Annotated in this window: 13 protein-coding genes and 1 pseudogene; 11 read left to right on the plus strand and 3 right to left on the minus strand. The window is 33.6% G+C overall.

The features are described 5' to 3' along the window. Nucleotides 1–327 precede the first annotated feature (327 nt). The 3 genes from RB618_RS23425 to RB618_RS23435 all read right to left on the minus strand — a co-directional run bounded on the left by RB618_RS23425 (nt 328) and on the right by RB618_RS23435 (nt 1866). Nucleotides 328–660: a 2Fe-2S iron-sulfur cluster-binding protein gene (locus RB618_RS23425; protein WP_308071044.1), complete on the minus strand. Its 333-nt coding sequence runs from the start codon at nt 658–660 to the stop codon at nt 328–330. 71 nt (nt 661–731) lie between these two features. After that, nucleotides 732–1079: a DUF488 family protein gene (locus tag RB618_RS23430; RefSeq protein ID WP_308071046.1), complete on the minus strand. Its 348-nt coding sequence runs from the start codon at nt 1077–1079 to the stop codon at nt 732–734. 1 nt (nt 1080) lies between these two features. Then, a complete protein-coding gene (locus RB618_RS23435) occupies nt 1081–1866 on the minus strand; it encodes an AraC family transcriptional regulator (protein ID WP_308071047.1) in 786 nt (261 codons plus the stop codon). A 221-nt stretch (nt 1867–2087) separates the two neighbouring features. Here RB618_RS23435 and RB618_RS23440 point away from each other — a divergent pair, with 221 nt between their 5' ends. From RB618_RS23440 to RB618_RS23490, 11 genes and pseudogenes are all read left to right on the plus strand, one after another. Then, on the plus strand, nt 2088–3428 hold the full coding sequence (locus tag RB618_RS23440; protein WP_308071049.1) for a TolC family protein: 1341 nt from the start codon (nt 2088–2090) through the stop codon (nt 3426–3428). A gap of 3 nt (nt 3429–3431) precedes the next feature. Further along, nucleotides 3432–4496, plus strand: a complete 1065-nt coding sequence (locus RB618_RS23445; protein WP_308071050.1) for an HlyD family secretion protein — start codon at nt 3432–3434, stop codon at nt 4494–4496. After that, on the plus strand, nt 4468–6087 hold the full coding sequence (locus RB618_RS23450) for an MFS transporter (RefSeq protein WP_308071051.1): 1620 nt from the start codon (nt 4468–4470) through the stop codon (nt 6085–6087). The genes RB618_RS23445 and RB618_RS23450 overlap by 29 nt, the downstream gene beginning before the upstream one ends. Before the next feature lie 11 nt (nt 6088–6098). Further along, the gene (locus tag RB618_RS23455; RefSeq protein ID WP_308071052.1) at nt 6099–7037 is read left to right on the plus strand and encodes a hypothetical protein; all 939 of its coding nucleotides are present in this window, start codon (nt 6099–6101) and stop codon (nt 7035–7037) included. A 169-nt stretch (nt 7038–7206) separates the two neighbouring features. Then, nucleotides 7207–7497, plus strand: coding sequence for a hypothetical protein (locus tag RB618_RS23460; protein ID WP_308071053.1), 291 nt, complete (start codon nt 7207–7209; stop codon nt 7495–7497). Between the two features lie 66 nt (nt 7498–7563). Then, a complete protein-coding gene (locus tag RB618_RS23465) occupies nt 7564–8046 on the plus strand; it encodes a hemerythrin domain-containing protein (RefSeq protein WP_308071054.1) in 483 nt (160 codons plus the stop codon). A 206-nt stretch (nt 8047–8252) separates the two neighbouring features. Then, nucleotides 8253–8645 (plus strand): hypothetical protein, encoded by a 393-nt coding sequence (locus RB618_RS23470; RefSeq protein WP_308071055.1) that lies wholly within the window; start codon nt 8253–8255, stop codon nt 8643–8645. 163 nt (nt 8646–8808) lie between these two features. Further along, nucleotides 8809–9894, plus strand: a complete 1086-nt coding sequence (locus RB618_RS23475) for an efflux RND transporter periplasmic adaptor subunit (protein ID WP_308071056.1) — start codon at nt 8809–8811, stop codon at nt 9892–9894. Between the two features lie 26 nt (nt 9895–9920). Continuing rightward, complete coding sequence (locus RB618_RS23480; RefSeq protein ID WP_308071057.1) at nt 9921–13127, plus strand: efflux RND transporter permease subunit; 3207 nt, start codon at nt 9921–9923, stop codon at nt 13125–13127. Next, a complete protein-coding gene (locus RB618_RS23485) occupies nt 13117–14553 on the plus strand; it encodes an efflux transporter outer membrane subunit (RefSeq protein WP_308071058.1) in 1437 nt (478 codons plus the stop codon). The genes RB618_RS23480 and RB618_RS23485 overlap by 11 nt, the downstream gene beginning before the upstream one ends. 122 nt (nt 14554–14675) lie before the next feature. After that, nucleotides 14676–14986, plus strand: a pseudogene (locus RB618_RS23490) (hypothetical protein); the annotation flags it as partial.

The raw sequence follows: 14986 nt of genomic DNA on the forward strand, positions 1-14986 counted from the left end.
TTATTATTATTATAAAGGCAGAGTAGATCATAACAAATTTAAAAAGGTTATTTTATTAGAAGATGTACACTATGGTATTATTGGCTCTGAGGAGTTTATTAAAACGCATTATGATTCGCTGATCAATTTTAATGTTAGCAAATCAAATATTTTTTATGAAGAATAGGATCCCGGATCTATTAATTTGAATTAGTCTTAAATACTGCATTTTAGATTACATCCAAAAAAAAAGACGAATTTATAATTGAATTTAATAATAATGAGTCCGATATTGTATCGGGCTCATTTCTTTTTTACTTAAGCTTTATTCTTGTTTTAATTGATTTATTAAAACTCAAGAATTTCAATTTCGGAATTCTCTAAATCAGTTGTGATGTATAATTGGCATGAAAGCCGAGTGTCTGGATCCGTATATCCCATTTTGGACAAAGTGGAGGGTTCATTTCTTTCTTTTATAATTGAATTTCCTTTTATCCCTTTTGCTTTTACAATACAGGTTGCACATCTTCCATGACTCTGGCATTCGCCAAAACTATCTAAATAGAGCCTGTCTCTTAGCAGAAACATTAAATTAGGATATTCGCCTATGTAGGTTTCAATGCGCTGTTTTTTATTATTTTCAATAACAGTAAATCGTATTATTTTTCTATTTAGGGTCAAAATGGATTGTGTTTCATTGTTTGTTCTGTAGTTTTATTTTCTGGGATGATTTATTAATAAATATATTTTTTTTATTTCAATAAATAATTCATCAAAATTACAGCATGATTTATTTCAGGATCCTTTGCCCCATATAATAAAGTTACATCTTCATTTTTTGCAATGGATCTCACTCTGTTTATTTCTGGGTCTTCTGCCATTAATTCCTGAATGTAGAGTCTGGAAAATTCTTCAAAACGCTCTTTTTTGTGGTCAAACCATTTTCTAAGTTCAGGCGAAGGCGTAATTTCTTTGTTCCACTCATCGATCTGTAAGTCTATTTTTCTTACTCCGCGAGGCCATAATCGATCGACCAATATCCGATAAGATCCGTCAGCGGTTTTGTGGTCATAAAGTCTTTTTATAGTTATCGTTTTCATCTTAAAAGTTTTTTTTAAAATCGGATGGTCTAAAATTGGTTAATTGGAAAAAAGTATTGCTAAAAGCAGGCAAACTGCCATAACCGACAGCATATCCAATTTCGCTCATAGATAAGTTGGTTTGCAGCATTAACTCAATGGCTTTTACCATTCGCAGTAATTTCAGGTATTGTAAAAACGAAGTATTTAAAGTAGACTGAAACAATCGCGATAAAGTACGCTCGCTTAATCCAAACTGAGTGCCTATGCTATGCAGTGAATGGGTATCTGCTATATTATTTTGAATCCATTCTAAGATAGGCTTCATACGCTCATTTTCTGTAAAAGGCAATGCAATTGGAAGTCTTTTGGCACTTATTTCAGGGAGAATATTTTTAATAACCGATAAAAAAAGATGCCGACTCTCGCCAGGGAGTATGTGTCCATCCCAAGACTCAGAATATTTAATCATTTCCATCAGCAGGTCATTAATAGGATAGATGCCTACTTCCGAATAAAAAGGATGTTTGTCATCATCATGGGTGTAAAAAAACAAAGAGCGTAAAACGGTTCCTGAATGCCCAATTTTTAAGATGTGTGTTAATCCCTGAGGAACCCAAAAATAATGACGAGCCGGAATAACATAATTCCTGTCATTTATCTGAAGATACGCTAATCCTCCTTCCACATATGACAATTGCCCTTTAGTATGGCTATGGTGCGGAATGAATTTTTCAAAGCGCTCATGCATCACAAAAACAGAGGATGATAAATTGTCGATTTCAGGTAAAGAAGCAATTAGGCTCATGTGAATATGGTTTATACGACGGGTTATATCAAATATACAAAATGCAATTTGCAATAGGAATTTTGCTAAGGGTAAAAGCTATTTCAAACAAAAGTAAAAGAACTTTTCGGTCCAATTAGAACTAAAATTAACATTGGCTTGAATGATTAAATAATCGTCTATTTTGTATAAATAGTAAGAGGCTTTTGGATTATATCTTTGCGGTCTAAAATAAAATTATAATGTTTGTCGATACATCAAAAAAACTAATTTGCTTCTTTTTAACCTTACAATCCTCATTACTTTTCTCCCAAAACAAATTGATTCCAAGCCCTGAATCAACTCCATTATCCATCGATCAGATGTGGAAAAATGTAATTGATAATAGCAAGAAAATTCACTTGAATAGCTTAGAATCAAACATTGCTGAAGAAGAAATTTCAGAAACCAAAATCGAGCGTCTTCCTGAAATTAATCTAAAAGGAAATTATGAATATGCCACCAATATTCCGGTTTATGAAAACGGCCTTTTTAGTAAACCGACCCAACATGAAGTGATTCACTGGCTGTATAAAGTGAGTACTGATATGTACCTGAATATTTACAACGGAAATAAATTAAACTTAAAAATAGATAAGAAAAAGACGCTGTTTGAAATAGCCAAAGTGCAAAAAGAGATGACGGTTTCACAAATCAAATTACAAGGAGCGGTCTATTATCTGAATTTGCAAAGGAGTCATATTTTTAAAGAACTCATGATTAAAGATATTGCTAATCAGGAAAAACAACTACTGGAAATTAAAGCGCTTTATAAAAATGGAGTGATTTTAAAAAGTGATGTCCTGAGAGTAGAACTCAAATTATCCAATCAGAAAATGATGCTTGTTAAAATTGAAAATGATATTGCCATTGCCAATCAAAAACTCAATATTTTAATTGGGCTGCCTGATTTGGAACTGGTAAATCCGTATCAGGAACTAGATCCTGAATTATTTGAATTGCAATCTTATCAAAGTTATTTGGAAGTAGCGAAGAATAAAGCGTATGATTACCATATTTCAGAAAAGACAGTCGACCTAAGAAAAATAGAGCTCAAAAGTACTAAAGCCAATGTAAAACCAAAAATTGGAATGTATGGTGAATTTTATCTGGCCAACCCTCAAATTTTTCTGTATCCCTATTCTCCTAGTAATTATACTCTTGGAATTTTTGGAGTGCGGGCCTCCATACCCATTTCAGAGCTTTATATCAACAGACCAAAAGTAAGAGTAGCTCAATTGAATTTAGAAAAAGAAGAAGTAGAACATCATGACATCGATGATAAAATACGACAACAGGTTTACGAAAACTATCTGCGCTTTAAAGAAGCACTCATAAAAATTGATGTAGCCAAGAACGATGTAGCTCAATCAGATGAGAATGCAAGGATTGTAAAACAAAACTACTTTAATCAAACGGCGCTTATTACAGATCTCCTGGATGCCGATATTCAATTATTACAAAGCAAATTTGATTTCGCTTCAGCAAAAATAGCAGCACAAATTCAATACTATCAACTTCAAAATGTTTTAGGAACACTATAAAAAATGAAAAATAGAAACACGTATACCGTTACAGACAAATTAATAACCAAAATAACAGGTTGGATTGCAATAGCCATAACATGTATTTTAAGTATTTGGGGTATTGCATCATTATGGGATATTTACAAAAATGAAAAAACAAATGATGCTCAGGTTCAGGAGTATATAAATCCAGTGATTTCCAGAGCAGGAGGATTTATCACCGAAATTAAATTTGAAGAAAATCAGCCAGTAAAAAAAGGGGATACTCTTTTAATTATCGACAGTAGGGAATATCGTATTCAGGAGCAGCAAACAGAAGCGGCACTCTTAAATGCAAAAGCCCAACTTGAAGTTTGGCAAAGTAAAGTGTTAACACTTAATAAAACAGCCAAGGTAAATCTATCAAAGATTAATGTGGCTAAAGCCGAATTAAGAAAAGAAGATTTAGACTATACCCGATATAAAAAATTAGTTCAGGCAGAATCAGCAACACCTCAAAAATTAGAAACTATTGAAGCTGCCTACAATATAGCAGTAGCCGAATCGCAGGCGACTACTGATAAATATCAGGCATCATTATCTGAAATAAACGATGCAAAGTCGCAAGAAGCAGTGGTTAGGGCTGAAATTACAAGACTTGAAGCGTTGTTGGATCGTCATAAATTAGATGTCACTTATACCGCAGTTACGGCATCTTATGATGGTTTTATGGGAAGAAGAACCGTTGAGAAAGGCCAGATGATCGATGCCGGACAAGTACTGGCGTATATTGTCAATGCAGAAACCGATAAATGGGTGGTAGCTAATTATAAAGAAACACAAATAGGCTCAATGAAATTAGGAGACACCGCCTGTTTTGTAGCTGATGCCTACCCAGATAAAACCTTTAAAGGGGTTATAATCTCTTTTTCGCCCGCTACAGGTTCTAGTTTTTCGCTGCTGCCTCCGGATAATTCCACAGGTAATTATGTGAAAATTGTGCAAAGAGTTCCGGTGAGAATCCGAGTTACAAACCCGAAAAACGAAGCTGATTTACTAAAAGCAGGAATGAATGTAAATGTCTCAATTGCTAAAAAACAAAACTAAAATGCTTCCAAAAGGTTTTTTATTTAAAAAGTGGGTTCCGGAGTGGTTGATCAAAATAACGCTCTTTATTGTACTGCTTCCCAGTTTAGTTTTGTTTTTTCTGCCGATGGCAAATATCAATGCTGCAGCAGGAAATACAGGAAGTGAAACCTATGATGTGTATTTTTCAGTGGCTTTATTTTATGCCGGTTATGTTAGTTTCTTCTCTCTGGAAAGACGATTTTTTAAATTTCTGGCCGCAAAAGAGTATTTTATAGTAATTACAATTATCCAAATAATAAGCTCTTATATCTGCTACAGTACAAAAGAGATAACTGTTTTATTCATTTTCCGGTTTATTCAGGGAATGGCTTTTACAATGACAGTAAATTTATCTTTAGCACTTATTTATGCGCGTTTGAGAACAGAGCGAGCACGTGTTATTGGGTATTCTATATTTTTTGGAATGCTGGTCTGCATGATTCCTTTTAATAATTTTATAACGGCACAGATCATCGATTCCTTTGATTTTAATATCGTATATAAATGTGCCATGTTTTCGTATTTGCCGAGTCTTATCGCCCTGCTTTTATTTATGAATAATGTCAGGTTGGATGTTAAATTCCCTTTGTATCAATTGGATTGGGCGAGTTTTTTATTCTATGCCATTTCAATTTGTCTTATTGGTTATATAATGGTTTATGGACAGGAATATTATTGGCTGGAGGATAAACGCATTTTTTGGAGTGTCGTTTCGATCTTTATTTTAGGAGGCCTTTTCATTGTGAGACAAACCAGGTTAAAGCGTCCTTATTTTGATTTGGAAGTTTTTAAATACAGGAACTTTAAAATCGGAGCACTTATAATTTTAATTTTTTATATCTGTCGTTTTGCTTTTTCGATTACCACAACGTATTTTTTGACGGTTTTAAAATTAGATCCTATTCACGTTGGACAGATTACTTTAATTAATGTTTTGGGAATCATCATTGGTGTGATTATTTCCGGTGTTTTTGTCCTGCAGCATCGTCCGATACGTTTGTTATGGATCTATGGTTTTTCTTTATTGCTGTTTTATCATGCCTGGATGATTTTTCTTTTTACCACACAAGCCAATGAGAATAGCTTTTATGCGCCACTGCTCTTGCAGGGATTAGGTGTTGGGACTTTAATGACACCTTCTATTATTTTCATGGTTTCTTCAGTGCCGGAGCGACTCAGTGTGACATCAGCAGGAATGTGTTTGTTTATGAGATGTTTTGGTTTTTATGTTAGTATTGGTTTGATGAATTACTTTGATTTATATTCGAAAAGCAAACATTTTAATACTTTTCAGGATAAGATTTCTAAACTTAACCCTGTCGCCCTGCAAGTTGTAAATAATTTTAAAACAGCACTGATTCAAGACGGAGCGACATCACATTATGCTGCAAAAGCCGCCAATAAAGTATTAATTAATTCCATTAATGCGCAAAATCACATTAGATATGCGATTGATTATTATGAGATGATTTGCGCAATGTTGATTGTAACTCTTATTGTAGTTGCTTTATTTCCATATATAAACCGCACCGTTTTAAAGCTGTCTAAAAATCAGCCTTCACCTTTCTAAATTTTTATATCATGTGGACTCTTTATTGTATTGGCTTTTTAACGATACTTTTTTTTTTCATTTATAATACGATTCGAAAAAAAAAGGCGCAAGTAACTTCAAAGTTCTCTATACTAATCCATTTATTGCTAAAGCTGGACAAAGAGCTGGTGGTAGAGAATGACGGTAAGGATGACATAACATTATTTTCGTCTAATTTAAGAGGGGCTATTGCTATTTTTTTTGCTCAATATTCGGGTATAATTTCCATTATTATCGAATCCAATACCATTGAAAACAATAGTCAAAGAAGAGAATGGATTTTTTTAGATAATTTAAATCAGTATTTGATTTTTAATCATATACTAAATGATCTTCAAAATTTTCACAACAGTAGTTTTGACGAGCATATACTCCAAAAATTAGTTGATAAAAGTAATCATAACATACAAAGAACTATTTTGTCAAATGGATATTCTCCTTACAATGTAGCGCAATCTTTATTTGTTATAGCCTTTTCAGAGGTAGAGAAAATAAACAATTTTCAAAAAATCAGTCAGAAAGGATCTTTTGAAGTACTTTTTTTTAATTGTGTGGTAACATTACAAAAAAGCGATGTAAAACAGCAAAATGAATTATGGGATCAATTGGTGACACTGCTTATTTTTTATCTTGAAAATCATAATTTAATGAATCAAGTCAAAGACGTAGAAAAACTCTTGACCGAAAGATTAGCCCTGTATGGAGAGCAAATACAAGAGATAAAATCGAATCCTGATTACAATTACAATATGCTTTATGATTATTTCTTTGTAAAACCTTTAAAGCTTCATTCAAAAATAAAATCAAAAGTAATACAGACTTCAAGTTTGTCCAGGAGAATACAAACGGCTGGTTTTTCCAAAATGGTACTGTTTATGATCGCCGATATAGAAGAAAAATTGCCGATTTTGCAAAACATCTTATTTTAGTGAGATAAGATAAGTTTTTTAATTCTAATTGGGTCAAATGTTTGTTTATAAGTGCTTTTAGAATGTTTATTAAGTTCTCAAGGGAATTAAATCACTATCTTTAGATTACATCAAAATTAAATAAAGAATGATGCTTTTGGGATGTGAAATCTAAAAAAATGATTGAAATATGAATCCATATACAAATTTAACAGAAGCCTTAGAGGGACTTATGTGTCAGGGATATACGATGAGTTTTGTAGCAAAGAAAGATTTTCTAAATGCTAGAAATCATAATTTAAAGATGAACTATAATGAAATAGAGGTAGAATATGCTTACCATTTTAGTGATCCTGATCCAAGAGTAAATGCTTTTATTTATGGAGTTTCTTCGAAGGATCATATTATCAAAGGACTGATAATTGTTAACGACTCCATGTTATTGGAGAATGAAGTCTCAAGAGAAAAAAAACAAATTTAAGCGATAAATATCTTGGGTTTTTCTTAAGCCCTTCGAGATACTATTCGTTCTATTATTAAATAAAAAATGAATTCAAATAAAGCTGCAATTAACAAAGAGAATAAAATAAATTTAGAAAAATTACTTAGTTCTTTGCATAGAGATCACCAACAATCATTAGAGTTATGTTGGGTAATTCGTGAGGGTATCAGACAAAATGTTGATTCTGAAAGAATAAAAAAGTATGCGAATTGGTACTACATCAATGAATTGGAACCTCATTTTGAAATAGAAAAAGAATATATTTTTCCCATATTAGGAATGGAAAATGAGATGGTAAAAAAAGTATTAACACAGCATCGCCGGTTAAAAAAACATTTCACAAAAGAAATAGAAGTAGAAAAAGCACTAAGCAGGATTGAAGAAGAACTTGAAGTGCTGATACGCTATGAAGAGAAAAATATATTTCAAGCCATTAAAAAAAACATTTCCTCTTTTGAAATCTCATTAAATGATTCTTTTTTAGAAAAACAGGATCATCAAGAGTGGAATGACGTGTTTTGGCAATAAAGAGCGATTTTACAAGGACAAAATCAGTTTAAATTAAAAAGAGATTTCCAATTTTAATCTTTTTTTTGATGAATATTAAATATTATGATTTAAAAATAATGGCATATTGAAATATGGGGCATAAATGTTTCTAAATTGCCATTTTTATGAAATTTGTAAATTTAAACGATTGTATATAATATTGTTTGTTTAAATTTGTCGCTCTTATGAAAAAATGGTTTATTAAATTTTTGCCTTCATTAATCATTCTGTTAAGCGGATATGGTAATGCTTATGCAAACTCTAATCAATTTGCTAACAATAAACTGCATTGCACAGTTTTTGTCAATGGAAATTTAAATACGGAGAACTATACAACTAAAAACCATTCGTTTGAAACCTTTAAAAGAAAAGGCTGCCTTCTTGATAATGAGGAAAATGAAGAAAATTTTTCTTCAATTCAAAAACAGCTGGCAAAAAGTAATTACTTTCTAAGTTTCTTATGCAATAATAAATTTGTGGTTAGTTCTACTGACTTTACTAAAAAAGTAAACGACTGCAAAATTTTCACTTTACTTTATAATAAAGTATATCTTCTGTTTCAAGTTTTTCGGATTTGATTTTTTGCATATAAGTATTTTTAATTACTTATAGTTATTGCTTTTATCCTTTATTGCCTAACTATTGTTAGTGTAACAAACGGATATAAACCTTTATTGTCTTGTTTTTAAGACTTTATTTAAAAAAATCAAAAAATCATTACGCCTTAACGCTAAAATTATTATGAAGAGAATTCTCATGCTCTTAAGCCTGTGCGCTTTATTGTTTTATACGAGCTGCAACTCCAAAAAAGAAGAAGAAAAAGAAGAAAAAACCAAATTTTTGGTTACCAATCCTATCAAAAAAGATACTATTATAACTAAAGAATATGTATCGCAAATTCATTCTATCCAGCACATTGAACTAAGAGCTCAGGAACGCGGGTACCTGCAAAAAATTTATATTGATGAAGGGCAATTAGTCAAGAAAGGGCAGTTATTATTTAAAATTATGCCCACGCTTTATGAAGCTGAATTAAAAAAATCTAAAGCAGAAGCCAGTTTTGCTGAGATTGAATATAAAAATACTAAAAAATTAGCCGACGGAAATGTAGTTTCTGCAAACGAACTGGCAATGGCAAAAGCAAAATTAGAAAAGGCTAATGCAGAAATGTCTTTAAATCAGGTTCATTTACAATTTACGGAGATCAGGGCACCATTTGACGGTATCATCGACAAGTTTCACGTGCGTGAGGGAAGTTTGGTTGATGAAGGAGAATTGCTTACAGAGCTGGCAGACAATAGTGCTATGTGGGTATATTACAATGTTCCGGAATCTGAATATTTAGATTATCAGTCACAAGCAGATAAAGGAAGTAAAAAGAAGGTCAATCTTTTAATGGCTAATAATCAGAGATTTCCTTATTCGGGTGTTGTAGAAACCATCGAAGCTGATTTTGATAATGAAACGGGGAATATTTCTTTTAGAGCTACTTTTCCAAATCCAAAAAGATTGTTAAGACACGGAGAAACGGGAAGTATTGAAATGCCAATCGAGCTGAAAAAAGCTATGTTGATCCCACAAAAAGCCACTTTTGAGGTTTTGGATAAAAAGTATGTTTATGTAATTGATAAAGATAATGTTGTAAAATCCAGAGAAGTTGTTGTTGCTGCAGAAATGCCTCATTTATTTGTTATAAAAGAAGGTTTATCGGCAAATGATAAGATTCTTTTAGAAGGTTTACGTCTTGTAAAAGAGAATGATAAAATAGACTACAAGTTATTGCAACCCGAATCGGTATTGTCACATTTAGAGTTGTATGCGGAGTAATCGAATCTTAAAAAAATTAAAAAAACATGTTTAATAAATTTATACACAGGCCCGTTTTTGCAATTATAATTTCGATTGTAATTGTTTTTATAGGTTCGCTCGCAATCAAACAGCTTCCTATATCACAATTCCCTCAAATTGCCCCAACTACAGTAAATATATTTATAGCTTATCCAGGAGCCAGTGCCGATGTATTGGTAAAATCAACCCTGATAACCTTAGAGAACTCTCTAAACGGCGTACAAGGTGTACGTTACATGGCTACAGATGCAACGAGTGCCGGTGAGGCAACACTCAGAATAATATTTGAACCAGGAACCGATCCCAATCAGGCCGTTATTAGGGTCAAGACAAGGGTAGATCAGGTAATGCCATTATTACCTGAATTGGTTCAACGTGAAGGTGTGGTTATTACACCTATCCAGCCCAGCATGCTGATGTATGTCAACCTTTATTCGAAGAGTAAAAGCATGGATGAAAAATTCCTATATAATTATGCCAATGTAAAAATGATTCCTGAAATCTCAAGAGTAAAAGGTGTAGCAAGATCACAAATATTGGGAAGCCGTAAATATGCCATGCGTGTTTGGCTGAATCCTGACAGAATGAGAGCATATAAAATTTCTGTTGAAGAAGTGATGGAAGCTTTACAAGAACAGAGTATTATAGGCCGTCCGGGACGATTGGGGCAAAGCTCTGGAATTTCGGCTCAATCTTTAGAATATGTTTTAACCTATAAAGGAAGGTATAATGAGCCTAAAGAATATGAAAACATTATTATTCGTGCAAATGCTGAAGGTGAAAGCATTCATTTAAAAGATATTGCTACTGTTGAATTGGGCAGCGAGTTTTTTGATATCTATTCTAATTTAGATGGGCATCCTTCTGCAGCGATCGTTCTGAAGCAAAATTATGGCAGTAATGCAAGTGATGTAATCAATGATGTAAAAGCAAAGCTGGAAGAAATGAAAGCGAGTTTTCCTCCCGGAATGGATTATAAAATCAGCTATGATGTATCTAATTTCCTGGATGCCTCTATTGATCAGGTAATGCATACTTTACGTGACGCGTTTATATTGGTGGCTTTAGTAGTATTTGTTTTTCTGGGAGATTGGCGCTCAACGCTGATTCCCATTATTGCAGTTCCTGTATCATTAATTGGTGCTTTTTTTGTCATTCAGATGTTCGGAATGTCGATTAACCTGGTTACTTTATTTTCATTGGTATTAGCTATAGGTATCGTGGTAGATAACGCTATTGTGGTTGTAGAAGCCGTACATGCCAAGTTTGAAGAATTTCCTCATATTACTCCTTACAATGCCGTTAAAATGGTACTTGGAGAAATTGGGGGAGCTATTATAGCCATTACTGCCGTGATGGTTGCGGTGTTTATTCCTATTGCATTTATGACCGGGCCAGTGGGAACTTTCTACAGACAGTTCTCCGTTACCATGTCAAGTTCGATTATAATTTCTGCCGTTGTAGCCCTTACACTTACGCCGGTTCTATGCGCAATTTTGTTAAAAAATAATCACGGAAAGCAAAAGAAAGGAAACATATTGACAAATGCTTTGGATGGATTTAATAGATGGTTTGATAGATTAACAGGCAGGTATGTGGCTGTTTTAAAATCTATTGTTAGCAGGAGGTGGTTGACTTTTGGGATATTGCTTGCATTTTGTGCAGCTATATTTATTGAAAATCAAGTTTTACCATCAGGATTTATTCCAAATGAAGATCAGGGAACTATTTATGGAATTATTCAGACACCTCCGGGAGCAACACTCGAAAGAACAAATCAGGTAGCCCAAAAACTGCAAAAAATTTGTGAAGGTATAGAAGGAGTAGAATCGGTATCGTCTTTAGCAGGTTATGAAATCATGACCGAAGGAAGGGGATCTAATGCTGGTACTTGTCTGATTAACTTAAAATCATGGTCAGACAGAAAACATTCTGTTAAAGAAGTCATGCAGGAATTAGAAGAAAAGTCAAGGGATCTGGGAGCTGTAGTGGAATTTTTTGAACCGCCGGCAATTCCGGGTTTTGGTTCTTCGGGAGGCTTTTCTATGCGTCTGTTAGATAAAACAACAAGCACAAACTATCAGGAATTTGATAAGATCAATAAAAACTTTATGGCAGAACTCGGCAAACGTAAAGAATTGTCTGGATTGTTTACTTTCTTCGCTGCCAATTATCCTCAATATGAATTAGAGTTTAATAATGATCTGGCAATGCAAAAAGGGGTTTCTATTGGAAAAGCGATGGAAAATCTAAATATTTTAATCGGCAGTACCTACGAGCAGGGATTCATTAAGTTTGGCCGTTTTTTCAAAGTGTATGTGCAATCGGATCCAAAGTTTAGAAGACTTCCTTCGGATATTTTAAATCTTTTTGTAAAAAATGACCATGGAGAAATGGTCCCTTACTCAGCTTTTATGAAACTTAAAAAGACGCAAGGTCCTAATGAAGTTACGCGTTATAATATGTATAATTCAGCAGCTATTCAAGGGCAGCCTGCTAAAGGTTATACAACTGCAGACGCAATTAAAGCAATTAAAGAAGTGTCTGCTAAAACACTTCCAAAAGGATATGATATTGCCTGGGAGGGTCTTTCATATGACGAGGCAGGAAGAGGAAATGAATCACTGTATATCTTTTTAGTAGTACTGGCTTTCGTTTATTTTGTATTAGCAGCACAATATGAGAGTTTTATTATTCCACTATCGGTTATTTTATCAATACCAATTGGTCTTTTGGGGTCTTTTGTAATTCTGCAGATGATGGGCTTGCAAAACGATATTTATGCTCAAATTGGACTTATAATGCTCGTTGGCCTACTCGGTAAAAATGCCGTGTTAATTGTCGAATTTGCTGTTTTGAAACATCAGCAGGGAGCAACAATACTAGAGGCTGCCATTGAAGGGGCAAAAGTACGTTTTAGACCTATTTTAATGACTTCATTTGCCTTTATTACAGGATTGATTCCGTTAATTTTTGCTTCAGGCGCAGGTGCAATTGGTAACCGCACAATTGGAGGGTCTGCACTTGGGGGAATGCTTTTCGGAACCATCTTTGGAGTAATTGTAGTTCCCGGATTGTACTATATTTTCGGTTCAATGGCCCAGGGCAGAAAACTAATTAAAGGAGAAGAAGAAAGTTCACTATCAGATGACTTTATGCATCATGTACATGATTTTTCAACAAACGATCAAACGCAAGAAAATGAAGAATAATAAAAGAATAAAACAGGCAGGTGTAATCTGCACCTTCCTGTTTTTAGCAGGATGTAAAGCCCCTTCTATTGTAGAGAAAAAGGAAAACAAAACAATTCCAGAGACCTACGCAAATGTTTCTCAGGATACTGCTAATACTGGAAAATTAAAATGGAGAAGTTATTTTATAGATGAGGATTTAAAAAGTCTTATCGATATAGCTTTACAAAACAATCAGGAATTAAATATCACTTTACAGGAAATCGAAATTGCCAGAAGTGAGGTAAGAGCCAAAAAAGGAGAATACCTGCCTTTTGTTGGATTTAATGCCGGAGTAGGTCTTGATAAATCAGGCCGATATACAAGCACAGGTTCCGGTGAAGCCACAACGGAAATTATGCCGGGTAGAGAAACCCCCGACCCATTACCAAATTATGGTTTTGGGCTCTCTTCTTCTTGGGAAATTGATATTTGGAACAAGCTTCATAATGCTAAAAAAGCGGCTTTAAATCGTTATTTAGGTTCTGTGGAAGGAAAGAATTTTGTGATCACCAATTTGATTGCAGAAATAGCCAATTCCTATTATGAATTATTAGCCTTGGACAATCAATTGGAAATTGTAAAACAAAATATCGATATTCAGTCCAACGCTCTAAAAGTCGTAAAAATACAAAAAGAAGCGGCGAGAGTAAACGAGTTAGCGGTTCGCAGGTTTGAAGCACAGATGCTTAATACGCAAAGCCTGCAGTTTGGGATTCAGCAGGAAATTTATGAAACTGAAAATAAAATTAACTTCTTGCTGGGGCGTTTTCCTCAAAAAATTGTGAGAAATGACAATACTTTTAATGCTATGATTCCTCCTTCAGTTCATGCGGGAGTTCCTTCTCAATTGCTGGAAAATCGTCCTGATATTAAAAAAGCCGAGATGGAATTAATAGCAGCTAAATTGGATGTAAAATCAGCAAAAGCTAAATTTTATCCTTCATTGGGAATTTCAGCAGGTATTGGATACGAGGCTTTCAATGCCAAATATTTATTGACTTCCCCGGAGTCTTTATTGTACTCATTAGCAGGGGATTTGGTCGCACCGTTAATTAACAGAAATGCAATTAAAGCAAGTTATATTACCGCTAATGCTAAACAAATCCAAGCTGTTTATAATTATGAGCGTACTTTGGTAAATGCCTATATAGAGGTGGCAAATCAGTTGTCTAAAATTCAGAACACGACCCGAAGTTATGATCTTAAGTCCAAACAAGTTCAGGCTCTTAATGAGTCTATACAGATTTCTAATAATTTATTTAGTTCCGCAAGGGCAGATTATATGGAAGTTTTACTGACGCAAAAAGATGCATTGGAATCAAAATTTGAACTTATTGAAACTAAAAAACAGCAAATGAATGCTTTTGTTAATGTTTACAGAGCGTTGGGTGGAGGCTGGAATTGAGTTTTTGTAATTATTTCTATCAGAAAATAGACCTTCTTTTATGAAGGTCTATTTTAGTTCGAATTGATAATCCTTACGATCATATTATACACTAAGTCCTTTTGAGGAAATTGATTTAAAAAATGAATTTAGAAAAAAATATAATTCCAGAAGCGAACTTAAGAAATTTAAAGGAATTGCTTAGTTCATTACATAGAGACCATCGGCAGTCACTAGAATTATGCTGGGCAATTCGGGAGGGGATAAGACAGAAAATTGCCCCTGAAAGAATTAAAAATTATGCCGATTGGCATTACAGCAATGAATTGCCATCGTATTTTGAGATAGAGGAGGAATATATTTTTCCGATATTAGGAATGGAAAATGAAATAATTAAAAAAGCATTAACGCTGCATCGAAGAATAAAAAAACATTTTACAAAAAATATTGAAGT

The sequence above is a fragment of the Flavobacterium sp. LHD-85 genome (genome assembly GCF_030929595.1).
Classification (GTDB): domain Bacteria; phylum Bacteroidota; class Bacteroidia; order Flavobacteriales; family Flavobacteriaceae; genus Flavobacterium.

Excerpts from the sequence above, each read along its gene's own strand:
- RB618_RS23435 (WP_308071047.1), bottom strand. The coding sequence starts at position 1,866 with ATGAGCCTAATTGCTTCTTTACCTGAAATCGACAATTTATCATCCTCT.
- RB618_RS23450 (WP_308071051.1), top strand. The coding sequence starts at position 4,468 with ATGTCTCAATTGCTAAAAAACAAAACTAAAATGCTTCCAAAAGGTTTT.
- RB618_RS23430 (WP_308071046.1), bottom strand. The coding sequence starts at position 1,079 with ATGAAAACGATAACTATAAAAAGACTTTATGACCACAAAACCGCTGAC.
- RB618_RS23475 (WP_308071056.1), top strand. The coding sequence starts at position 8,809 with ATGAAGAGAATTCTCATGCTCTTAAGCCTGTGCGCTTTATTGTTTTAT.
- RB618_RS23465 (WP_308071054.1), top strand. The coding sequence starts at position 7,564 with ATGAATTCAAATAAAGCTGCAATTAACAAAGAGAATAAAATAAATTTA.
- RB618_RS23485 (WP_308071058.1), top strand. The coding sequence starts at position 13,117 with ATGAAGAATAATAAAAGAATAAAACAGGCAGGTGTAATCTGCACCTTC.
- RB618_RS23440 (WP_308071049.1), top strand. The coding sequence starts at position 2,088 with ATGTTTGTCGATACATCAAAAAAACTAATTTGCTTCTTTTTAACCTTA.
- RB618_RS23470 (WP_308071055.1), top strand. The coding sequence starts at position 8,253 with ATGAAAAAATGGTTTATTAAATTTTTGCCTTCATTAATCATTCTGTTA.
- RB618_RS23455 (WP_308071052.1), top strand. The coding sequence starts at position 6,099 with ATGTGGACTCTTTATTGTATTGGCTTTTTAACGATACTTTTTTTTTTC.
- RB618_RS23460 (WP_308071053.1), top strand. The coding sequence starts at position 7,207 with ATGAATCCATATACAAATTTAACAGAAGCCTTAGAGGGACTTATGTGT.
- RB618_RS23480 (WP_308071057.1), top strand. The coding sequence starts at position 9,921 with ATGTTTAATAAATTTATACACAGGCCCGTTTTTGCAATTATAATTTCG.
- RB618_RS23445 (WP_308071050.1), top strand. The coding sequence starts at position 3,432 with ATGAAAAATAGAAACACGTATACCGTTACAGACAAATTAATAACCAAA.